Below are 21,386 nucleotides of genomic sequence, written 5' to 3'. Positions count from 1 at the left end.
AATACCATGCAAGTCAAAAACCCCATCCTCGGACTCTGCCAGCAGGCCAAATTCGCCCTCAGTGCCGCCAAAGTCGACCAGTGCCCGGACGACGAAGGTTTCGAAGTGGCCTTTGCCGGCCGCTCCAACGCCGGCAAGTCCAGCGCCCTCAACACCCTGACCCACGCGAGCCTGGCGCGCACCTCGAAAACCCCGGGGCGTACCCAGCTGTTGAATTTCTTCAGTCTGGACGACGATCGGCGTCTGGTCGACCTGCCGGGCTATGGTTATGCAAAGGTGCCGATCCCGCTCAAGCAGCACTGGCAGCGCCACCTGGAGGCCTACCTGGGCAGCCGGGAGAGCCTCAAGGGCCTGATCCTGATGATGGACGTGCGCCATCCCATGACCGACTTCGACAAGATGATGCTCGACTGGGCCGTGGCCAGCGGCATGCCGATGCACATCCTGCTGACCAAAGCCGACAAGCTGACCTTCGGCGCGGCCAAGGGCACGCTGCTCAAGGTACAGGCCGAAATCCGCAAGGGGTGGGGCGACAGCGTGACTATCCAGCTGTTCTCGGCGCCCAAGCGCCAGGGGCTGGAAGAGGCCTACACGGTACTGGCTCGCTGGCTGCAACTGCCGGACAAGCCCGCAGAATAAGGGCTGCCCGGCAAATGCCGGGCAAAAAAAACCCCGGACTTCGTATGGGGAGGGGGAAGTTCGGGGTTCAAGTTCCGGACCGCTAGGGCGGGGTCCAGATATCTGCCAACACTTAACACAACATAGGAGCATCGAAGGGCTTCACCAGCCATTCAGTTACTCTGAGTCGTGGTTCACCGGTTTAGTTCCTCGGCGCGGGAAACTATTTTCCATAGGCCGAAAAAGCAGAAATTGCCGCGACCTTATGCCGCAGCAAATTTCTGTTTTTGGTAGGCACCAAGCACGCTTTTCAGTGCGCCTCGTCCCAGTTCGCCCCCACGCCCACATCCACCACCAGCGGTACATCCAGCTGCGCGGCACCGCTCATGTGCACGCGAATCTCCTGCGCCACCTGTTCCACCAGGTCCTCGCGCACTTCCAGCACCAGTTCGTCGTGCACCTGCAGGATCACCCGGGCATCCAGCGCAGTGCTCGCCAGCCAGTTGTCCACCGTGACCATGGCGCGCTTGATGATGTCAGCTGCGGTGCCCTGCATCGGCGCGTTGATCGCGGTACGCTCCGCGCCAGCGCGCTCCTGCGGACGGTTGGAGTGAATGGTCGGCAGGTACAGGCGCCGTCCGAACAGCGTTTCCACGTAGCCCTGGTCGGCCGCCTGCTTGCGGGTGCGCTCCATGTAGTCGCGCACGCCCGGGTAGCGGGCAAAGTACACGTCAATGTAGGCCTTGGCCGTCTTGCTGTCGACGCCGATGTCCTTGCCCAGCTTCTTTGCGCCCATGCCGTAGATCAGGCCGAAGTTGATCGCCTTGGCGCTGCGCCGCTGGTCGGAGGTCACGTCGCCAAGCTCCACCTTGAACACTTCGGCCGCGGTGGCAGTGTGCACGTCCAGGCCGTTGCGGAAGGCGCTGAGCAGGCCCTCGTCCTTGGCCAGGTGGGCCATGATGCGCAGCTCGATCTGCGAGTAGTCCGCCGCCAGCAATTTGTAGCCGGGCGCCGCGATGAAGGCCTGGCGAATGCGCCGGCCCTCGGCGGTACGCACCGGGATGTTCTGCAGGTTCGGGTCACTGGACGACAGGCGGCCGGTGGCAGCCACCGCCTGCTGGTAGGAAGTGTGGATACGCCCGGTACGCGGGTTGATCTGCTCGGGCAGGCGGTCGGTGTAGGTGCTCTTGAGCTTGCTCATGGAGCGGTACTGCATCAGCACCTTGGGCAGCGGGAAACCTTCCTCGGCCAGCGCCTCGAGGGCTTCTTCAGCCGTCGACGGCTGGCCCTTGGGGGTCTTCTTCAGTACCGGCAGGCCGAACTTGTCATAAAGGATGGCGCCCAGCTGCCTGGGCGAACCCAGGTTGAACGGCTCGCCCGCCAGCTCGATGGCTTCGCGCTCCAGCGCGTCCATCTTGTCGCCCAGCTCACCGCTCTGGATCCTGAGCAGGTCGGCATCCACCAGCGCGCCCTCGCGCTCGATACGCGCCAGCACCGGCACCAGCGGCATCTCGATATCGCTCAGCACACTGGCCAGGCTTGGCAGCGCCGCCAGCTCGGCGTGCAGCTTGTGGTGCAGGCGCAGGGTGATGTCGGCATCTTCGGCGGCGTAGGGGCCGGCCTTGTCCAGGTGGATCTGGTTGAAGGTCAGCTGCTTGGCACCCTTGCCGGCAATGTCGGTGAAGCCGATGGTGGTGTGGTCCAGGTACTTCTTGGCCAGGCTGTCCATGTCGTGGCGGGTGGCGGTGGAATTCAGCACATAGGATTCGAGCATGGTGTCGAAGGCCACCCCGCGCACGGTGATGCCCGCGCAGTTGGCCAGGATGTTGATGTCGTACTTGGCGTGCTGCCCGACCTTGGCCTTGTTCGGGTCTTCCAGCAGCGGCTTGAGCGCGTTCAGCACCAGCTCGCGGTCCAGCTGCTGCGGGGCGCCTTCGTAGTCGTGTGCCAGCGGGATGTAGGCGGCCTCATGGGGCTTGACCGCAAACGACAGGCCGACCAGCTGGGCCTGCTGTGCATCGACCCCGGTGGTTTCGGTATCGAATGCGAACAGCTCGGCGTCCTTGAGCTTTTGCAGCCACACGTCGAAACGTGCCTTGTCCAGAATGGTTTCATAGGCGGCCTCGACAGGGGCTACCGGCTCGGCAACGGCCACCGGGGGCGCCTCGGCGTCGGGTGTGGCGGCAGGGGGCGGGGCGAGCTCCAGGCGCTTGTTCTCGCGCTGAACTTCGTCGATCCAGCCCTTGAATTCGAGTTCAGTGTACAGCTGCAGCAGCGTTTCGCGGTCAGGTTCGCCCAGGTGCAGGTCGTCCAGCCCGACCTCCAGCGGCACGTCGACCTTGATCGTGGCCAGCTGGTACGACAGGAACGCCAGCTCCTTGTGCTCCAGCAGCTTGGCCGGCAGGGTCTTGGCCCCGCGGATCGGCAGGCTCGGCACCAGGTCGAGATTCTCGTACAGCTCCTTGATACCGCCATTGACGCCCACCAGCAGGCCGACGGCGGTCTTCTCGCCCACGCCCTTGACCCCGGGGATGTTGTCGGATGAGTCGCCCATCAGCGCCAGCAGGTCGATGATCTGCTCGGGTGCGACGCCGAACTTCTCCTTCACGCCCTCGATGTCCATCGACGAGCCCGACATGGTATTGACCAGGGTAATGTGCGCATCCACCAGCTGGGCCATGTCCTTGTCACCGGTGGAGATCACCACCGGGCGGGTCGCCGCGGCGCTGCTGCGGGCCAGGGTGCCGATCACGTCGTCGGCCTCGACCCCCTCCACGCACAGCAGCGGGAAGCCCAGCGCCTTGACGCTGGCGTGCAGCGGCTCGATCTGCACACGCATGTCGTCGGGCATGCTCGGCCGGTTGGCCTTGTACTCGGCGTACATCTCGTCGCGAAAGGTGCCGCCCTTGGCGTCGAACACCACCGCGAAGGGGCTGTCCGGGTACTGCTTGCGCAGGCTCCTGAGCATGTTCAGCACACCCTTCACCGCGCCGGTGGGCATGCCCTTGGAGTTGGTCAGCGGTGGCAGCGCGTGGAACGCGCGGTACAGGTAGGACGAACCGTCCACCAGGACGAGGGGAGCTTGGCTCATGAGCAGAATCAACCTTTTCAACGGGCCCGGCGCTAGAATGTCCGGAACATTGACGACAAAGGGACAAGGTTATCATGCGTAGACTAAATCGCCTGTTGCTGCTCGGTGTGTTGGCTGCCGCTCCACTGGTAGCCAATGCGGCGGATGAAGCGCCTTCGGCCGATCCGGATGTAACCATTCGCACGGAAGGCGACAAGACCATCCAGGAATACCGCCAGAACGGTTTCCTGTATGCCATCAAGGTCACCCCCAAAGGGGGCAAGCCTTACTTTCTGGTGCGCGCAGACGGCTCGGAAGGCAACTTCATCCGTTCCGACCAACCCGACATGCTGATTCCTTCCTGGAAAATCTTCGAGTGGTAATGCGGGCCCCTACCATCCACCTGGCACTTCCTGCGGGAAGTGCCCGAATGAGCAGTTTTTGACCATGTCTGTCTTCACCCCACTGACCCGGCCCGAGCTGGAAACCTTTCTGGCGCCCTATGGACTGGGTCGCCTGCGGGACTTCCAGGGAATTGCCGCCGGCACCGAGAACAGCAACTTCTTCGTCAGCCTCGAACAGGGTGAGTTCGTGCTGACACTGGTCGAACGCGGGCCGATCCAGGACCTGCCGTTCTTCATCGAACTGCTCGACGTGCTGCACGAGGCCGACCTGCCGGTGCCCTATGCGCTGCGCACCCGCGACGGCGTGGCCCTGCGCGAGCTGGCCGGCAAGCCGGCGCTGCTGCAGCCGCGCCTGCCGGGCAAGCACATCAAGGTGGCGAACAACCAGCATTGCGTACAGGTGGGCGAACTGCTGGGCCACCTGCACACCGCGACCCAGCACAAGGTGCTGGAGCGCAAGACCGACCGTGGCCTGGACTGGATGCTGGCCACCGGCGCCGAACTGATGCCGCGCCTGAACCCGACGCAACAGGCGCTGCTGCAGGGCTGCCTGGACGAGATCGTCGCGCACCAGGGCCAGATCATGGCGCTGCCGCGGGCCAACCTGCACGCCGACCTGTTCCGCGACAACGCCTTGTTCGAAGGCACCCACCTGACCGGGCTGATCGATTTCTACAATGCGTGCTCCGGGCCGATGCTGTATGACCTGGCGATTACCCTGAACGACTGGTGCTGCGACGATGCCGGGCAGATCGACCCGCCGCGGGCGCGGGCGTTGCTCGGTGCATATGCGGCGCTGCGCCCGTTCACCGCAGCCGAGGCACACCTGTGGCCGGTGATGTTGCGGGTGGCCTGCGTGCGGTTCTGGCTGTCGCGGCTTATTGCGGCCGAGTCGTTTGCCGGGATGGACGTGCTGATTCACGACCCGGCGGATTTCGAGGTGCGCCTGGCGGCGCGTCAGCAGGTGGACATCGCCCTGCCGTTCGCGTTGTAACTGAGCCACTCCAGGTAGGAGCCGGCCTTGCCGGCGGAGCCGTTGGGCTGCAGCGCAGCCCTTCGCCGGCAAGGCCGGCTCCTACAGATCGGTGGGTCAGAGCTTTTCCAGGCACCCCGCCAACCCATTGCCCAGGTTCTCCAGCAACCGCTCATAGCCATTGGCATCCGCTGGCATCGTGCCGCCCAGCGCATCCAGCTCGGCCAGCGTCACCGGCAACCCCGCTGTCAGCGTCTCGGCCAGCCGCGGGCGCAGCGGCGGCTCGCTGAATACACAGGTCTTGCCCACTTCCTGCAGGCGCTTGCGCATCGCGGCCACGTGCTGCGCGCCCGGCTGCACCTCCGCCGCCACGCTGAACACGCCGGTGTGCTTGAGCCCGTAGGCCGCCTCGAAGTAATCGAAGGCTTCATGGAAGACAAAGTACGGCTTGCCCGCAACAGCGCTCACCCGCGCCTTGAGCCGCGCATCCAGTGCATCCAGGCGCTCGCCGAATGCCTTGGCGTTGGCGGTATAGCGCGCCTGGTTCTGCGGATCGGCCGCGCCCAGGTCAGCCGCCATCTTCGCCGCAATCACCCGCGCGTTCACCGACGATAACCACAGATGCGCATCCAGGCTGCCTGGGCGGTGGTCATGGTCGTGCTCGTCGGCGTCTTGCGCATGGGAATGGCTGTCCTCGCCAAAATGGCGCAAGGTCAGGCCCGGCAGGCTCTGCACCGCCACCGTCGGCTTGCTGCGGCTACCCAGCACACGGGGCAGAAAACCCTCCATGTCCGGGCCGATCCAGTACAGCAAGTCCACCTGGCCCACCTTGCGCACATCGGAAGGGCGCAAGGCGTAATGGTGCGGCGAAGCGCCCGGTGGCAGCAGCACATCCGGCGTACCGACACCGTCCTGCACCGCTGCAGCGATCAGCTGCAGCGGCTTGATGCTGGTCAGTACCTGAACCTCGGCCTGCGCCGGGGTCATCAACAGGCTGCTTGTGACAAAAGCGACAAAAAGGGCAAAAAATCGGGACACGATAGGCACTCATCGGGGCAGGAACGGGTAACATAATAACGTCTCTCAACAGAACCGTCGCTGCCCATGCCCAATACCCCGCTGGCCAACCGTCCCCACGACCACTCCCACTGCGTGCACAGCGCGCTGGCCGAGGCCGATGCGCTGTGCGCGCGTCAGGGCCTGCGCCTGACCGCCCTGCGCCGCCGCGTGCTGGAGCTGGTATGGCAAAGCCACAAGCCGCTGGGCGCCTACGACATCCTTGCCGTGCTCAGCGAGCAGGACGGCCGCCGCGCCGCACCGCCCACCGTGTACCGCGCACTGGATTTCCTGCTGGAAAACAGCCTGGTGCACCGCATCGCGTCGCTCAATGCCTTCATGGGCTGCAGCCACCCCGAGCATGCCCACCAGGGCCAGTTCCTGATCTGCCGCCAATGCCACGTGGCAATCGAACTGGAGCAAGCCTCCATCAGCGACGCCATCGTGGCCAGCGCCAATGATGTGGGTTTCAGTGTCGAGACCCAGACCGTCGAAGTGGTCGGTCTGTGCGGCACCTGCCGGAGCGCCTGATGAGCAACGCGTTGATCCGCCTCGAGCAGGTGGGCGTCACCTTCGGCGGCCAGGCCGTGCTCGACAGCATCGACCTGTGCGTGGAGCCCGGGCAGATCGTGACCCTGATCGGCCCCAACGGCGCCGGCAAGACCACCCTGGTGCGCGCCGTACTCGGCCTGCTGGCGCCGCATACCGGAAGCGTATGGCGCAAGCCGCGACTGCGCATCGGCTACATGCCGCAGAAGATCCAGGTGGACGCCACCTTGCCGCTGTCGGTACTGCGCTTTCTGCGCCTGGTGCCGGGCGTGGACCGCAAGACAGCACTGGCGGCCCTCAACGAAGTGGGCGCCGAACACGTCATCGACAGCCCCATCCAGACCGTGTCCGGCGGCGAGATGCAGCGGGTGCTGCTGGCCCGCGCGCTGCTGCGCAAGCCAGAACTGCTGGTGCTCGACGAGCCGGTACAGGGCGTCGACGTGGCCGGTCAGGCCGAGCTCTACAGCCTGATCACGCGCCTGCGCGACCGCTACGGCTGCGGCGTGCTGATGGTTTCCCACGACCTGCACCTGGTGATGAGCACCACCGATCAGGTGGTGTGCCTCAACCGCCACGTGTGCTGCTCGGGCCACCCGGAGCAGGTCAGCGGCGACCCGGCCTTCGTCGAGCTGTTCGGCAACAACGCGCCAAGCCTGGCGATCTACCACCATCATCACGACCACGCCCACGACCTGCACGGGTCGGTGGTCACACCGGCCCCTGGCGGGCATGTGCACGGAGACCACTGCAAGCATGGCTGATTTTCTGTTGTATGCCCTGCTTGCAGGCCTGGCCCTGGCGCTGGTGGCGGGCCCGCTGGGCTCGTTCGTGGTGTGGCGGCGCATGGCGTATTTCGGCGACACGCTGTCCCACGCGGCGCTGCTGGGCGTGGCCCTGGGCTTCGTGCTGGACGTCAGCCCGACGCTGGCGGTGACCGTCGGTTGCCTGTTGCTGGCGCTGTTGCTGGTGACCCTGCAGCAGCGCCAGCCGCTGGCCTCCGACACCCTGCTGGGGATTCTCGCGCCGAGCACGCTGTCGCTGGGCCTGGTGGTGCTGAGCTTCATGCACGATGTGCGCATCGACCTGATGGCCTACCTGTTCGGCGACCTGCTGGCGATCAGCCCGGGCGACCTGGCGTGGATCCTGGGCGGCAGTGCGCTGGTCCTGTTGCTGATCGTGGCGCTGTGGCGTCCGCTGCTGGCGGTGACCGTGCACGAGGAACTGGCCCGGGTCGAAGGCCTGCCGGTGGCTGCGCTGCGCCTGGCGCTGATGCTGCTGATCGCGGTGGTGATCGCGGTGGCGATGAAGATCGTCGGCGTGCTGCTGATCACCTCGCTGCTGATCATCCCCGCCGCAGCCGCACAGCGGCATGCGCGCTCGCCGGAACAGATGGCCCTGGGCGCCAGCCTGATCGGCGTAGTGGCGGTGTGTGGCGGGCTGGCCCTGTCGTGGTTCAAGGACACCCCGGCCGGCCCATCCATCGTGGTGTGTGCGGCAGTGCTATTCTTGGTGAGCCTGGCGCTGCCCCGGCGCTGAGCGCGCAGCCCCATGGGCAGGGTGCGGCCGACAGGGTCGCGCCCTGCGACATTTTAATCGCCGCTACATCCTGAAGAGTTATTTTCGCGCCAGCGCGCTGGGTGTAGACTTGCTCGCTTTTTGCGCAAATAGAGAGTCGCAGGAATGAAGCCGTTCGCCTCCCGTTATCTGCTCCTTGCCGCGTTTTCCGTGTTGCTGGCCGCCTGTTCCAGCGCGCCGGTCGACCCGCCGCCGCCCGCGCAGCCCGATGCCTGGCAGCTGCTGGAGCAGAACATCGCCAGCAGCGAGCTGGCCACCGCCGAAGACCAGCTGGCCACCTTGCAGGCCCAGTCGCCGGACGATGCACGCCTCGAACCCATGCAGCGCCAGCTGGCCGAAGCCTACCTGCAGCGCAGCCAGATCGTGCTGCAGAAGGGCGATGTGAATGCCGCAGCCACCGCGCTGGCACGTGCCCGTGCGCTGATGCCCAAGGCCCCGGCGCTGACCGGCGGCGTGAATGGTGCCATCACCCAGGCGCGCAAGGCCGAGCTGGACAAGGCCGAGGCCGCGCTCAAGGCGGCGGAAGCCAAGCCGCCGGCAAAAGTCATCGACCCCACGGCGCCGAGCACCGTAGTGGCGTTGAAAATCACGAAAATAGAAGAACTTCGCCGACAACTGGATGACATCGCCACCGATGTAGTGAATTACCAGTGTGACGTGGTGTTCCAGGTGCCGCGCCGTGATGACGCGCCGTGGCTACAGACCTTGCTGGCCAAGCGGGTAAGCAAGCGCGATGCGAGCTTCGCCTTGCAGCAGGCCCACGAGATTCATCGCAACCAGCCGGCGCAGGTGGTGCTTACGCCGCGGCGCGCCGAGTGATGTCGGCGGTGCCTTCTTCGCCGGCAAGGCCGGCTCCTGCAGGAGCCGGCCTTTTTGACTACGCCGGAATGGCCTTGGCGGCCGCTTCCCGCGACCACACCCGGTGCTTGGCAATCGCCGCGATCAACGCCTTGTAGGCCTTCTGATCGCTGCCCACCACCATGCCTTCATCCGCCTTGAGGCCCAGCTTGTCGAGCACGGCCTTGGCATCGCTGTCGGTACCCAGCGGCTTGAGGTGCTTGTAGGCCTCCAGCACGAAGTGCAGCGCCACGCCATCGCCGCTCAGGGCCTGCAGGCTGGCCTTGCCACCGGCGATCCATACCGCATCGAACACCACCGACGGCATGCCTTCCATCGAGGCATCTACTGCCAGGGTCTTGCCGGCAGCGGTCTTCACCGGCGCCGAGGTCGGCCCCAGCAGCACGCCCTGGGCGCTCTCGGCCTGCAACGCCTTCACCAGCGGGTCCACCAGCGTGGCATCCACGCCATCGGCCACCAGAATCGCCACCTTGCGCCCCTTGATGCCTTCGCCCAGCAGGTTCATCTGGCTCAGCGCCGGCGAAGCCTTGAGCGACTGTGGCTTGACGTCCACGGTGCCGGCCTTGGGCGCCGGCAGGCCAAGGTTCTGCGCTACCCGCGCCGCCAGCTTGAGGTCGATGTTGGCAAGAATCTCGTTCACCTCGCGGGCACGGATATGCTCGCGCTCCACCTTGCCCAGCTCGAAGCTGTAGGCACTGATGATGTGCTCCTGCTCGGTCGGGCTCATGCTCTGGAAGAACAGCCGCGCCTGGGAGAAGTGATCGCCGAACGAGGGGCTGCGCTGGCGCACCTTGTGCGCCTCGATGCGCTCGGGGTAGGTCTCGAAGCCGCCATCCTGCGCCGCCGGCGGGGTTTCCTTCGGCCAGCCGCCATCGATGGAGTTGGGCTCGTAGGACGCCCGGCCCTTGTGCACGGTGGTACGGTGCTGGGCATCGCGCTGGCCGTTGTGGTTGGGTGCCACGGGCCGGTTGATCGGGATCTCGTGGAAGTTCGGGCCACCCAGGCGGCTGATCTGCGTGTCGGTGTAGGAGAACAGCCGGCCCTGCAGCAGCGGGTCGTTGGAAAAGTCGATGCCCGGCACGATATGACCGGGGCAGAACGCCACCTGCTCGATTTCGGCAAAGAAGTTGTCCGGGTTGCGGTTGAGCACCATCTTGCCAAGCGGCGTCACCGGTACCAGCTCTTCGGGGATGATCTTGGTCGGGTCGAGCAGGTCGAACTCGAACTTATGCTCGTCGGCCTCGGACACGATCTGCACGCCCAGTTCCCATTCCGGGTAGTTGCCGGTCTCGATCGCTTCCCACAGGTCGCGGCGGTGATAGTCAGTGTCCTTGCCCGCCAGCTTCTGCGCCTCGTCCCACAGCAGCGAATGCACACCCTGCTTGGGCTTCCAGTGGAACTTGACGAAACTGGCCACGCCTTCGGCGTTGATCAGGCGGAAGGTGTGCACGCCAAAGCCCTGCATGGTGCGCAGGCTTTTCGGTATCGCGCGGTCGGACATCGCCCAGATCACCATGTGCGCCGACTCGGGCACCAGCGAGACGAAGTCCCAGAAGGTGTCGTGGGCCGAACCGCCGGTGGGGATCTCGTTGTGCGGTTCGGGTTTGACCGCATGCACGAAGTCGGGAAACTTGATCGCGTCCTGAATGAAGAACACCGGCATGTTGTTGCCAACCAGGTCGAAGTTGCCCTCATCGGTAAAGAACTTGACGGCAAAGCCGCGCACGTCGCGCACCGTGTCACCCGAACCACGCGGCCCCTGCACGGTGGAGAAGCGCACGAACACCGGGGTGATCTTGTCCGGGTCCTGCAAGAAGCCGGCCTTGGTCAGTGCGGCATGCGACTCGTAAGCCTGGAAGTAGCCATGCGCGCCGGTGCCGCGGGCATGCACGATGCGCTCGGGAATGCGCTCATGGTCGAAATGCGTGATCTTCTCGCGCATGATGAAGTCTTCAAGCAGCGAGGGGCCGCGGTCACCGGCCTTGAGGGTGTTCTGGTTGTCGGCAACCTTGACCCCCTGGTTGGTGCGCAGCGCCTGGCCGGTGGCATCGCTGCGAAACGGCTCCAGGCTCTGGAGCTTGGCGTTGGTGTTGGCCTTGTCGGGCGTCTGGGCGCCGGCGAGTTGACTTTCCTGGGGCGCATTCTTCTTGCTGGGCATGGGTCTGCAACTCCTCATCATCGTACGCGGGGCCCCTGGATGGGGCTCTTCAGGTAGTGACTGACAGGAGTGCCGGGCGTTCCTTTCGAATGACCAGCGAGCAACCACTGATCGCGTTATTCCTCAAGCGTTGGTCAAACACGAAATAAATGCTAAGAACCTATATACGAACAGGCTAAAATGCGCCCCCCGGCTAACAGCTGACCCTATTTCATGCGCCCCACAAGGTTCGCTACGTGATCGAGTTTCAACAAGTCCATAAAACCTACCGCGTCGACGGTAGGGACATCCCCGCACTGCACCCGACCAGCCTGCGCGTCGAAGACGGCCAGGTGTTCGGTCTGATCGGCCATTCCGGTGCCGGCAAAAGTACCCTGCTGCGCCTGATCAACCGCCTCGAGGCCCCCAGCGGCGGCAAGATCATCGTCGACGGCGAAGACGTCACGGCGTTCAACGCCAACGACCTGCGCCGCTTCCGCCAGCAGGTAGGGATGATCTTCCAGCACTTCAACCTGCTGGCCTCCAAGACCGTGGCCGACAACGTGGCGCTGCCGCTGACCCTGGCCGGGCGCATGTCGCGCGCCGAGATCGACCAGCGCGTCGGCGAGCTGCTGGCCCGCGTAGGGCTGAGCGAGCATGCCAGGAAGTACCCGGCACAGCTGTCCGGCGGCCAGAAGCAGCGCGTCGGCATCGCCCGCGCCCTGGCCACCAAGCCCAAGATCCTGCTGTGCGACGAAGCCACCAGCGCCCTGGACCCGCAAACCACCGCCTCGGTGCTGCAATTGCTGGCCGAGATCAACCGCGAGCTGAAGCTGACCATCGTGCTCATCACCCACGAGATGGACGTGATCCGCCGCGTGTGCGACCAGGTGGCGGTGATGGACGCCGGGCAGATCGTCGAGCAGGGCCCGGTGGCGCAGGTGTTCCTGCACCCCAAGCACCCGACCACCAAGCGTTTCGTGCAGGAAGACGAGCAGGTCGACGAAAGCGAACAGCGCGACGATTTTGCCCATGTACCGGGGCGCATCGTGCGCCTGACTTTCCAGGGCGACGCCACCTATGCGCCGCTGCTGGGCACCGTGGCCCGTGAAACCGGGGTGGACTACAGCATCCTCGCCGGACGTATCGACCGCATCAAGGACACCCCCTACGGTCAGCTGACCCTGGCCATCACCGGTGGCGACATCGAGGCGGCATTTGCCCGCTTCATTGCGGCAGATGTTCATATGGAGGTACTGCGCTGATGGACGCCCTGAGTTTCTTTGCCAACATCGACTGGGCCGAAATCTGGCTGGCCACGATCGATACCATGATCATGCTGTTCGGCTCGCTGCTGTTCACCGTACTGCTGGGCCTGCCACTGGGCGTGCTGCTGTTTCTGTGCGGCCCGCGCCAGCTGTTCGAAGAAAAGCGCGTGTATGCGCTGCTGTCGCTGGTGGTCAACGTGCTGCGTTCGCTGCCGTTCATCATCCTGCTGATCGTGATGATCCCGTTCACCGTGCTCATCACCGGCACCTCGCTGGGCGTGGCCGGGGCCATCCCGCCACTGGTGGTCGGTGCCACGCCGTTCTTCGCGCGACTGGTGGAAACCGCCCTGCGCGAGGTCGACCGCGGCATCATCGAGGCCACCCAGTCGATGGGGGCCACCACGCGCCAGATCATCATGAACGCCCTGCTGCCCGAAGCGCGGCCGGGCATCTTCGCAGCCATCACCGTGACGGCCATCACCCTGGTGTCGTACACCGCGATGGCGGGTGTGGTGGGTGCCGGCGGGCTGGGTGACCTGGCCATCCGCTTCGGCTACCAGCGCTTTCAGACCGACGTGATGGTAGTCACCGTGGTACTGCTGCTGGTGCTGGTTCAAGTTCTGCAGAGTGTCGGCGACAAACTGGTTGTGCATTTTTCCCGTAAGTAACCAAGGGTCGGCCACGCCGACGCGCCGGGGGCCGGAACGGCCCTCACAAGGAGCGATTAGATGAAAAGACTGCTTGCTGCTGTTGCCGCCGTCGCGGCCTTCTCTGCCCACGCGGCCGAGACCCTGACCGTTGCCGCCACCCCGGTACCGCACGCCGAGATCCTCGAGTTCGTCAAACCGGCGCTGGCCAAGGAAGGCGTGGACCTGAAGGTGAAGGTGTTCACCGACTACGTCCAGCCCAACGTGCAGGTGGCCGAGAAGCGCCTGGATGCCAACTTCTTCCAGCACCAGCCGTACCTGGACGAGTTCAACAAGGCCAAGGGCACTCACCTGGTCAGCGTTGCCGGCGTGCACCTGGAGCCGCTGGGCGCCTATTCGAACAAGCTCAAGAAGCTCGACGAACTGCCATCGGGCGCCACCGTGGTCATCCCCAACGACGCCACCAACGGCGGCCGTGCCTTGCTACTGCTGGACAAGGCTGGCGTGATCAAGCTCAAGGACAACACCAACATCCTGTCGACCGTGAAGGACATCACCGGTAACGACAAGGGCCTGAAATTCCGTGAGCTGGAAGCTGCCACCATTCCGCGCGTGCTGACCCAGGTCGACCTGGCGCTGATCAACACCAACTATGCGCTGGAAGCCAAGCTCAACCCTGAAAAGGACGCCCTGGTCATCGAAGGCAGCGATTCGCCTTATGTGAACATCCTGGTGACCCGCGAGGACAACAAGGATTCGGACGCGGTGAAGAAGCTGGTAGCAGCCCTGCACACGCCTGAAGTGAAGAAGTTCATCGAAGAGAAGTACAAGGGCGCGGTCAAGCCAGCGTTCTGATTCAGAAATGCCAAGGGCTGCTACGCAGCCCATCGCGGGTCAAGCCCGCTCCCACAAGTTCTCCACCGCCCTTGAAACCAGGGTTGTACCTGTGGGAGCGGGCTTGACCCGCGAAGCTTTCAGTCGCGCTTGACCAGCCCCGGCAACTGCGCCACCAGCTTCTGGTTGTTGAACGGCGCCCGAATGAACCCGCGCTGGGTACCATCCGGCCCGAGCAGCGCCAGGTTGCCACTGTGATCGACCGTGTAGTTCGGCTTGCTGGTATCGGCCGGAATGAACGGGATGCTCACCGCATTGGCCAGCTTCTGCGTATCCTCCAGCGACCCCGTCACCCCGCGAAAATCCTTGTCGAAGTAGCCCAGGTACGTCTTCAACTGCGCCGGTGTATCCCGGTTCGGGTCGACGCTCACCAGCACCACCTGCAAACGGTCCACCGCCTCCTTGGGCAGCTCGCTCTTGACCTGCCGCAGTTGCGCCAGCGTGGTCGGGCAGATGTCCGGGCAGAAGGTGTAGCCGAAGAACAGCAGCGACCACTTGCCCTTGAGCTGGTCCAGCACCACCAGCTGGCCGTTCTCGTCGGTCATCTGCAGCGCCGGCACCTGGCGGCTCTGCGGCAGCAGGATGATCCCGGCATCGATCAGCGCCGTGGGGTCGCCCTGGCTGCGATTGCTCAGCACCTTGTTGATGGTAAGCCCGAGAATCAGTGCGACCAGGGCAACGAGGATGAAAACGGTTTTCTGGGTTCGAGTCATAGGTTCAACAGTAGGTAATGGTCAACAAGCAGCGCGATGAACAGCAGGAACAGGTACGCGATAGAGTACTTGAAGGTCCTGATCGCCGCGTGCGGCCGACTGCCACGGTACAACACCCAGGCCCAGTGCAGGAAGCGCCCGCCCAGCACCACGGCGCAGGCCAGGTACAGCGGCCCGCTCATGTGGATCACGTAAGGCAACAGGCTCACCGCCAGCAGGGCGGCGGTGTACAGCAGAATGTGCAGCTTGGTGTAGTGCTCGCCGTGGGTCACCGGCAGCATCGGGATATCGGCCTTGGCGTACTCCTCCTTGCGATGGATGGCCAGGGCCCAGAAGTGCGGCGGGGTCCAGGCGAAGATGATCAGCACCAGCAACAGGGGCTCGGCGCCCACATGCCCGGTCACCGCCACCCAGCCCAGCAGCGGCGGCGCCGCCCCGGCCAGCCCGCCGATCACGATGTTCTGCGGCGTGGCCCGCTTGAGAAAGCCGGTGTAGAGCACCGCATAGCCCAGCAGCGAGGCCAGGGTCAGCCAGGCGGTCAGTGCGTTGGTGAAGCTCAGCAGCAGCACCATGCCCAGCACCGCCAGCAGCAAGGCGAACGCCAGCGCCGCCAGCGGTGCGACGCGCCCCTCGGCCAGCGGCCGCTTGTGGGTGCGCGCCATCAGTGCGTCGATGCGCCGGTCCACCACATGGTTGACCGCCGCCGCGGCACCCGCACACAGGCCGATGCCCAGGTTGCCGAACACCAGCACCGTCCATGGCACGCCCGCGCGGGTGGCCAGGAACATCCCCACCAGCGAGGTGATGAGCATCAGCACCACCACCTTGGGCTTGGTCAGCTCCAGGTAGTCGCGCCACAGCGCCTGCTGGCGCGCGGGGTTCAGAAGCGTTGCCATGGGTTCTCTCCCAGATAATGCACCACGCCCACCGGGCGCAGCGGCGTCAGGCGCCAGCCCTGGCTGACCCTGCGCGCCTTGGGCTGCGTGGCCAGGCGCGTGCGGTAGTTGACCAGCACCAGCGTCAGCAGCAGCGCCGCGCCACCGGCGTTGTGCGCCACCGCCACCGCCAGCGGCAGCCCGAACGCCACATTGCTGATGCCCAGCCCCACCTGCACCGCCAGCGCCAGCAGCACCAGCCTGGCCAGGCGCCGCAGGCCGATAGCGTGCAGCTGCCAGGCCAGGGTCAGCAACACCAGCGTGACCAGCAGCGCCCCCAGGCGGTGGGTGATATGGATGGCGGTACGCGCCTCGCTGTCGAGCTGTCCGCCCAGGTAGTTGGGGCCGATGTGCTGGGTGAGGTGAAAGCCGTTGGCAAAATCCGCCTCGGGCCACCACTGGCCGTGACAGGTCGGCAGGTCGATGCAGGCCACCGCGGCATAGTTGGCGCTCACCCAGCCGCCCAGGGCGACTTGCCCGATCACCAGCAGCAACGCCAGTGCCGCCAGGCGCCTTAGCCGCAGCGGCAGGCCGGGCAGGGGCATGAACGCGCGCGACAGGCGCAGGCTCAGCAGAAACAGCAGGCTCAGGGTGGCAAAGCCGCCCAGCAGGTGCGCCGTGACCACCTGCGGCCACAGCTTGAGGGTGACCGTCCACATGCCGAACGCGGCCTGGAAGAACACCACCGCCAACAGCAGCAGCGGCAGGCGGTACGGCTGGCCGTTGTGCCCATGCCGACGCAGCGCCTGCACCGCCAGCATGGCGATCACCAGCGCCAGGGTGCCGGCAAAATAACGGTGCACCATCTCGTTGCGGCCCTTGTGGGCCTCGACCGGCGTGTCCGGGTAGTGGCGTTCGGCATGTGCCAGTTGCGCCTCGGTCTTGGGCACGCTGATGAAGCCGTAGCAGCCCGGCCAGTCGGGGCAGCCCAGGCCGGCGTGGGTCAGGCGGGTATAGGCCCCCAGCAGCACCACCACCAGCGCGAGGAAGGTGGCGAACACGGCGAGGCGGTATCCGGGTCTGGCCATGGTGCGTGCCTCCTAGCCGATGTTGGACAGCTTGAGCAGATGGCGCAGGTCGTTGAGCAGGTCCTTGCCCTTGACCCGTGCGTCGTAGCGCAACACCAGGTTGCCGTGGGGGTCGACGATCCACAGCTGCGCGCCCTTCAGGCTCCCGGCGGCCCTGCTGTACTGCGCCAGCTCCAGCGCATAGCGCTGCAGTTGCGGGTACTCGCGCGCAAGCCTGGCCTGATACGCCTCGCTCAACGGTTGCCCGGCGGCCAGCGCGTGGCTGGCACGGGCGGCGTCGCGGCCAAGGCCGATCTGTACCTGGCGCGCCAGGTACACCAGTTGCTGGCAGTCTGCGTCACAGTCACCAGGGGTGCTGACCAGCAGCTGCCAGCGCGCCTCGTCGGTCGCGACCCCCAGCTCGGCGCGGCCCTGGCCGTTGCCGATCAGTTCGCCGTGGTAGCTGCGGCTTTCCGGCACCCAGAACTGCAGCTTGTACATGCCGGTGGCGAGCATCATCGGCCCCACCACCACCAGCAGGATCAGAATCAGCTGCAACCGCCCGCGCCAACGACGGCGCGGCACTTCAGACGTGCCGGATGGATGCATGACGGCGCCCATGGTGGTTCTCCTTGTCGTTGTGCCAGCCGAAATAGAGGTACAGCGCAACCAGCGCCGCGGCCAGGGCAAACCATTGCACGGCGTAGCCCAGGTGTTTCTCCGGGCCCATCGCTACCACTGGCCAGTCCAGCCGGTAGCTGGCCGGGCCCGGTTCCAGGCGCAGTTCATGGGCAAAGCCCTCGCGGCCCAGCTGCGGCCACAGCTGCGCGGCATCCACCGCCGTGAGCAGGTGCGGCCAGCGGCCCCCTTGCGGGTCGGCGTGCAACTGGAAGGTGCTGCCCGGCGCCACATAGACCCAGGCCTGCAGGGCAAGCGGTGTCTCGGGGGTGCTGAACTGCACCGCCACACGCCGGTCGGGCCAGGGCAGCCAGCCGCGATTGACCAGCAGCCACAGGCCGCTGGCCTGGTCGTGAAAGGGTTGCAGCAGCTCGACCCCGGCCTGGCCGTCGCGCAGGCGGTTGTCGAGCAGCACACTGTGGGTGCGGTCGAAACGGCCATACAGGTGCACCCGGCGATAGGCCGGGTCGCTCGCCTGCGCCAGCTGCTCGCTGGCCAGGGGCGCTGCCACCCGGCGCTCTGCATAGGTGGCCAGCAACTCGCGCTTTTCGGCGGCGCGCCCCAACTGCCAGCAGCCCAGCGCAATCAGCCCCGGCAGCAGCAACATCACCACCAGGGTCGGCACCCGGCCGGGGCGGAACGGCCTCATCGGGGCCCCGCAACGGCTGTCGCTATACTTGTTGTAGTCATCGCATCCCCCGGAGTACCGCCATGCTCAAAGCCGCGATTGTCCTGATGCTGCTGGCGACCGTGATCAGCCTGTTCAGCGGCCTGTTCTTTCTGGTCAAGGACGATGACAACTCGACCCGCCTGCTCACCGCCCTGAAAATCCGTGTCAGCCTGGCCGCCATCACCCTGGCGCTGGTCGCCTGGGGTTTCTACAGCGGCCAACTGGTGTCCCACGCGCCGTTCTAGGCGCGGCTACAGCACATACACGAAGATGAACAACCCCACCCACACCACATCCACGAAGTGCCAGTACCAGCTGGCCGCCTCGAAGCCGAAGTGCTTGTCGGCGCTGAAGTGCCCGCGCAGGATGCGCATCAGCATCACGAACAGGATGATCGTGCCCATGGTCACGTGGGCCCCGTGGAACCCGGTGAGCATGAAGAAGGTGGCACCGTAGATCCCCGAATGCAGGGTCAGGCCCAGTTCGGTGTAGGCCTCGTGGTACTCGTAGGCCTGCAGGATGAGAAACGCCACGCCCAGCACGATGGTCAGCGCCAGCCAGAATTTCAGCGCGCCGCGGTGATCCTTGCGCAGGGCATGGTGGGCGATGGTGATGGTCACGCTGGAGCTGACCAGCAGAATGGTGTTGATCAGCGGCAGGTGCCACGGGTCGATCACATCGCTGGGCGGCGGGAACAGCTTGGGGTCGGGGGTATGCAGCAGCGGCCAGGCGAACTGGAAGTTCGGCCACAGCATGTGCGCCACGCCCTTGGCACCTTCCCCACCCAGCGCCGGGCCTGCCAGGTGGCGCACGTAGAACAGCGCACCGAAGAAGGCCACGAAGAACATCACCTCCGAAAAGATGAACCACGACATGCCCCAGCGGAACGAGCGGTCCAGCTGCGGGCTGTAGAGCCCGGCGCGGCTTTCCTTGATCACCGCGCCGAACCAGCCGAACAGCATGTAGGCCAGGCACAGTGCGCCGACGAAGAAGATCAGCGGGCCATGGGAGTCCTCGTGGCCGGCCTTCATGTCGTTGAACCAGGTGCCCAGGCCGAACACCGTGATCAGCATCCCGAGGGTGGCGATGATCGGCCACTTGCTCTGCGCCGGTACGTAGTAGTGCTGATGAGCAGCCATGGATCGTTCTCCTTATCGGGCGCTCTGTACGGTCTGGGTGGCCACGTGGGCCACCGGCGGCTGGCGAGCGGTGATATCGAACAGCGTGTAGGCAAGCGTCAGGTGTTTCACATCCTTGGGCAGGTCGCGGTCGACGATGAAGCGCACCGGCATCTCGATGCGCTCACCCGGCTGCAGCACCTGCTGGCTGAAGCAGAAGCATTCGGTCTTGTGAAAGTACGCGGCCGCCTCCGCCGGGCTGATGCTGGGGATGGCCTGGGCGGTCATCGGCTTGTCGGTGGGGTTGCGCGCCACGAAGATCATCTGGTTCACCGCGCCCGGGTTGACGTCGATCTGGTCGGCGGTGGAGTAGAAGTCCCAGACCATGTCGCTGGCATTGGTCGACAGGAACTGCACCTTCACCGAGCGCGTGGGGTCGCTGACCTGGCTGCCTGCGTACTGCCCGCCGGTCTTGCCGTTGATGCCGAAGGCCTTGCACATCACGTCGTAGATCGGCACCAGGGCAAAGCCGAAGGCGAACATCACCACGGTCAGCAGCATCAGCCGCGTCACCAGTCGCCGCAGCGACGTGCGCTCGTTCATGGCAGCACCCTCATTTCACTTCCGGCGGGGTCTGGAAGGTGTGGTAGGGCGCGGGCGAGGGCACCGACCATTCCAGCCCTTCGGCGCCATCCCATGGCTTGGCCGGGGCCGGCTTGCCGCCACGGATGCACTTGATCACGATGAACAGGAAGAAGATCTGCGTGACGCCGAAGGTGAACGCGCCGATCGACGACACCATATTGAAGTCGGCGAACTGCAGGTTGTAGTCCGGCACCCGGCGCGGCATGCCCGCCAGGCCAACGAAGTGCATCGGGAAGAACGCCATGTTCATGCCGATGAACGACAGCCAGAAGTGCAGCTTGCCGAGGGTTTCGTCGTACATGTGCCCGGTCCACTTGGGCAGCCAGTAGTAGGCGGAGGCGAAGATGCCGAAGATCGCCCCCGGCACCAGCACGTAGTGGAAGTGCGCCACCACGAAGTAGGTGTCGTGGTATTGGAAGTCGGCCGGGGCGATGGCCAGCATCAACCCCGAAAAACCGCCGATGGTGAACAGGATGACGAAGGCGATGGCGAACAGCATCGGCGTCTCGAAGGTCAGCGAACCTTCCCACATGGTGCTCACCCAGTTGAACACCTTCACCCCGGTGGGCACCGCGATGAGCATGGTGGCGTACATGAAGAACAGCTCGCCCACCACCGGGATGCCGACCACGAACATGTGGTGCGCCCACACGATGAACGACAGGAAGGCGATGGCCCCGGTGGCGTAGACCATCGAGGTGTAGCCGAACAGCGGCTTGCGCGAGAACGCCGGGATGATCGAGCTGACCGCGCCGAACGCCGGCAGGATCATGATGTACACCTCGGGGTGACCGAAGAACCAGAACACGTGCTGGAACAGTACCGGGTCGCCACCACCGGCGGCGCTGAAGAAGCTGGTGCCGAAATGGATGTCCATCAGCATCATGGTTACCACACCGGCCAGCACCGGCATCACCGCGATCAGCAGGAACGCGGTGATCAGCCAGGTCCAGACGAACAGCGGCATCTTCATCAGGGTCATGCCGGGTGCGCGCAGGTTGAGGATGGTGGCGATCACGTTGATCGCGCCCATGATCGAGCTGATGCCCATCAGGTGGATGGCGAAGATGAAGAAGGTCACGCTGGCCGGTGCGTAGGTGGTCGACAGCGGGGCATAGAAGGTCCAGCCGAAATTCGGCCCGCCGCCGGGGCTGAACAGGGTCGATACCAGCAGCAGGAACGCTGCCGGCAGCAGCCAGAAGCTGAAGTTGTTCATGCGCGGCAGGGCCATGTCCGGCGCGCCGATCATCAGCGGGATCATCCAGTTGGCCAGGCCGACGAAGGCCGGCATCACGGCACCGAACACCATGATCAGGCCGTGCATGGTGGTCATCTGGTTGAAGAATGCCGGCTCCACGATCTGCAGGCCGGGCTGGAACAGCTCGGCGCGGATCACCATGGCGAACGAGCCGCCGAGCAGGAACATGGCGAAGGCGAACCACAGGTACATCGTGCCGATGTCCTTGTGGTTGGTGGTCAGCACCCAGCGCATCAGGCCCTTGGCCGGGCCGTGGGCGTGGTCATGGGCGGCATGACCGTGGTCGTCGATGACTGTACTCATGTCCTGTCTC

The 21,386-nt window shown here is 65.2% G+C and carries 22 protein-coding genes; 11 read left to right on the top strand and 11 right to left on the bottom strand.

Annotated elements, in window-relative coordinates; translation table 11 throughout:
* Nucleotides 1-6: 6 nt before the first annotated feature.
* A complete protein-coding gene (yihA, locus tag LOY33_RS00370; RefSeq protein ID WP_054916024.1) occupies nt 7-639 on the top strand; it encodes a ribosome biogenesis GTP-binding protein YihA/YsxC in 633 nt (210 codons plus the stop codon).
* A 289-nt stretch (nt 640-928) separates the two neighbouring features.
* Here the strand turns inward: yihA and polA are convergent, their stop codons facing one another.
* The gene (gene polA, locus LOY33_RS00365) at nt 929-3,709 is read right to left on the bottom strand and encodes a DNA polymerase I (RefSeq protein ID WP_100634941.1); all 2,781 of its coding nucleotides are present in this window, start codon (nt 3,707-3,709) and stop codon (nt 929-931) included.
* A 74-nt stretch (nt 3,710-3,783) separates the two neighbouring features.
* Here polA and LOY33_RS00360 point away from each other — a divergent pair, with 74 nt between their 5' ends.
* Nucleotides 3,784-4,071 carry a DUF2782 domain-containing protein gene (locus LOY33_RS00360; protein WP_043862296.1) on the top strand — a complete coding sequence of 96 codons (288 nt, stop codon included), beginning with the start codon at nt 3,784-3,786 and terminating at the stop codon, nt 4,069-4,071.
* Nucleotides 4,072-4,135: 64 nt separating this feature from the next.
* The gene (locus LOY33_RS00355) at nt 4,136-5,086 is read left to right on the top strand and encodes a homoserine kinase (RefSeq protein WP_043862339.1); all 951 of its coding nucleotides are present in this window, start codon (nt 4,136-4,138) and stop codon (nt 5,084-5,086) included.
* A gap of 96 nt (nt 5,087-5,182) precedes the next feature.
* Here the strand turns inward: LOY33_RS00355 and LOY33_RS00350 are convergent, their stop codons facing one another.
* Nucleotides 5,183-6,103 (bottom strand): zinc ABC transporter substrate-binding protein, encoded by a 921-nt coding sequence (locus tag LOY33_RS00350; protein WP_088514213.1) that lies wholly within the window; start codon nt 6,101-6,103, stop codon nt 5,183-5,185.
* 66 nt (nt 6,104-6,169) lie between these two features.
* Here LOY33_RS00350 and zur point away from each other — a divergent pair, with 66 nt between their 5' ends.
* From zur to LOY33_RS00330, 4 genes are all read left to right on the top strand, one after another.
* A complete protein-coding gene (gene zur, locus LOY33_RS00345; protein WP_043862294.1) occupies nt 6,170-6,652 on the top strand; it encodes a zinc uptake transcriptional repressor Zur in 483 nt (160 codons plus the stop codon).
* Nucleotides 6,652-7,431, top strand: coding sequence for a zinc ABC transporter ATP-binding protein ZnuC (gene znuC, locus LOY33_RS00340; RefSeq protein ID WP_043862293.1), 780 nt, complete (start codon nt 6,652-6,654; stop codon nt 7,429-7,431). The genes zur and znuC overlap by 1 nt, the downstream gene beginning before the upstream one ends.
* Nucleotides 7,424-8,206, top strand: a complete 783-nt coding sequence (gene znuB, locus LOY33_RS00335) for a zinc ABC transporter permease subunit ZnuB (protein ID WP_043862292.1) — start codon at nt 7,424-7,426, stop codon at nt 8,204-8,206. The genes znuC and znuB overlap by 8 nt, the downstream gene beginning before the upstream one ends.
* Before the next feature lie 144 nt (nt 8,207-8,350).
* Nucleotides 8,351-9,064, top strand: a complete 714-nt coding sequence (locus LOY33_RS00330; protein WP_043862291.1) for a PA5502 family lipoprotein — start codon at nt 8,351-8,353, stop codon at nt 9,062-9,064.
* Nucleotides 9,065-9,122: 58 nt separating this feature from the next.
* On the opposite strand, the gene katE is transcribed toward LOY33_RS00330, so the two are convergent.
* Nucleotides 9,123-11,279 carry a catalase HPII gene (katE, locus tag LOY33_RS00325; protein WP_258660621.1) on the bottom strand — a complete coding sequence of 719 codons (2,157 nt, stop codon included), beginning with the start codon at nt 11,277-11,279 and terminating at the stop codon, nt 9,123-9,125.
* Nucleotides 11,280-11,497: 218 nt separating this feature from the next.
* Between katE and LOY33_RS00320 the strand changes: the two genes are divergently transcribed.
* From LOY33_RS00320 to LOY33_RS00310, 3 genes are read left to right on the top strand one after another with little or no spacing between them, the layout of a single operon-like run.
* A complete protein-coding gene (locus tag LOY33_RS00320) occupies nt 11,498-12,505 on the top strand; it encodes a methionine ABC transporter ATP-binding protein (protein ID WP_236176514.1) in 1,008 nt (335 codons plus the stop codon).
* Nucleotides 12,505-13,176 carry a methionine ABC transporter permease gene (locus LOY33_RS00315; RefSeq protein WP_043862288.1) on the top strand — a complete coding sequence of 224 codons (672 nt, stop codon included), beginning with the start codon at nt 12,505-12,507 and terminating at the stop codon, nt 13,174-13,176. The genes LOY33_RS00320 and LOY33_RS00315 overlap by 1 nt, the downstream gene beginning before the upstream one ends.
* A gap of 60 nt (nt 13,177-13,236) precedes the next feature.
* Nucleotides 13,237-14,010, top strand: coding sequence for a MetQ/NlpA family ABC transporter substrate-binding protein (locus LOY33_RS00310; RefSeq protein ID WP_043862287.1), 774 nt, complete (start codon nt 13,237-13,239; stop codon nt 14,008-14,010).
* 119 nt (nt 14,011-14,129) lie between these two features.
* On the opposite strand, the gene LOY33_RS00305 is transcribed toward LOY33_RS00310, so the two are convergent.
* Genes LOY33_RS00305 through LOY33_RS00285 form a run of 5 tightly spaced genes read right to left on the bottom strand, consistent with a single transcriptional unit; the run spans nt 14,130 to nt 18,031 of the window.
* Nucleotides 14,130-14,762 carry an SCO family protein gene (locus tag LOY33_RS00305; RefSeq protein WP_258660619.1) on the bottom strand — a complete coding sequence of 211 codons (633 nt, stop codon included), beginning with the start codon at nt 14,760-14,762 and terminating at the stop codon, nt 14,130-14,132.
* Nucleotides 14,759-15,658 (bottom strand): heme o synthase, encoded by a 900-nt coding sequence (gene cyoE / locus LOY33_RS00300; protein WP_043862285.1) that lies wholly within the window; start codon nt 15,656-15,658, stop codon nt 14,759-14,761. Before cyoE ends, LOY33_RS00305 begins: the two co-directional genes overlap by 4 nt.
* Complete coding sequence (locus LOY33_RS00295) at nt 15,643-16,725, bottom strand: heme A synthase (protein WP_258660612.1); 1,083 nt, start codon at nt 16,723-16,725, stop codon at nt 15,643-15,645. Before LOY33_RS00295 ends, cyoE begins: the two co-directional genes overlap by 16 nt.
* Before the next feature lie 12 nt (nt 16,726-16,737).
* A complete protein-coding gene (locus tag LOY33_RS00290) occupies nt 16,738-17,325 on the bottom strand; it encodes a hypothetical protein (protein ID WP_054916031.1) in 588 nt (195 codons plus the stop codon).
* Nucleotides 17,291-18,031, bottom strand: coding sequence for an SURF1 family protein (locus LOY33_RS00285; protein WP_054916032.1), 741 nt, complete (start codon nt 18,029-18,031; stop codon nt 17,291-17,293). The genes LOY33_RS00290 and LOY33_RS00285 overlap by 35 nt, the downstream gene beginning before the upstream one ends.
* Nucleotides 18,032-18,093: 62 nt before the next feature.
* Here LOY33_RS00285 and LOY33_RS00280 point away from each other — a divergent pair, with 62 nt between their 5' ends.
* Nucleotides 18,094-18,297: a twin transmembrane helix small protein gene (locus tag LOY33_RS00280; RefSeq protein ID WP_043862281.1), complete on the top strand. Its 204-nt coding sequence runs from the start codon at nt 18,094-18,096 to the stop codon at nt 18,295-18,297.
* Nucleotides 18,298-18,303: 6 nt separating this feature from the next.
* Here the strand turns inward: LOY33_RS00280 and LOY33_RS00275 are convergent, their stop codons facing one another.
* Genes LOY33_RS00275 through ctaD form a run of 3 tightly spaced genes read right to left on the bottom strand, consistent with a single transcriptional unit; the run spans nt 18,304 to nt 21,376 of the window.
* The gene (locus LOY33_RS00275; protein ID WP_043862280.1) at nt 18,304-19,191 is read right to left on the bottom strand and encodes a cytochrome c oxidase subunit 3; all 888 of its coding nucleotides are present in this window, start codon (nt 19,189-19,191) and stop codon (nt 18,304-18,306) included.
* A gap of 12 nt (nt 19,192-19,203) precedes the next feature.
* Entirely contained in the window at nt 19,204-19,773 is a 570-nt protein-coding gene (locus tag LOY33_RS00270) for a cytochrome c oxidase assembly protein (protein WP_043862279.1), read from the bottom strand.
* Nucleotides 19,774-19,783: 10 nt separating this feature from the next.
* Nucleotides 19,784-21,376: a cytochrome c oxidase subunit I gene (ctaD, locus tag LOY33_RS00265; protein ID WP_054916033.1), complete on the bottom strand. Its 1,593-nt coding sequence runs from the start codon at nt 21,374-21,376 to the stop codon at nt 19,784-19,786.
* Between the last annotated feature and the right edge of the window lie 10 nt (nt 21,377-21,386).

This window comes from Pseudomonas sp. B21-036, assembly GCF_024748925.1.
Taxonomy (GTDB): domain Bacteria; phylum Pseudomonadota; class Gammaproteobacteria; order Pseudomonadales; family Pseudomonadaceae; genus Aquipseudomonas; species Aquipseudomonas palmensis.
The sequence above is the reverse complement of the archived record's forward strand: the minus strand, read 5'-3'. Positions and strand labels throughout refer to the sequence as shown.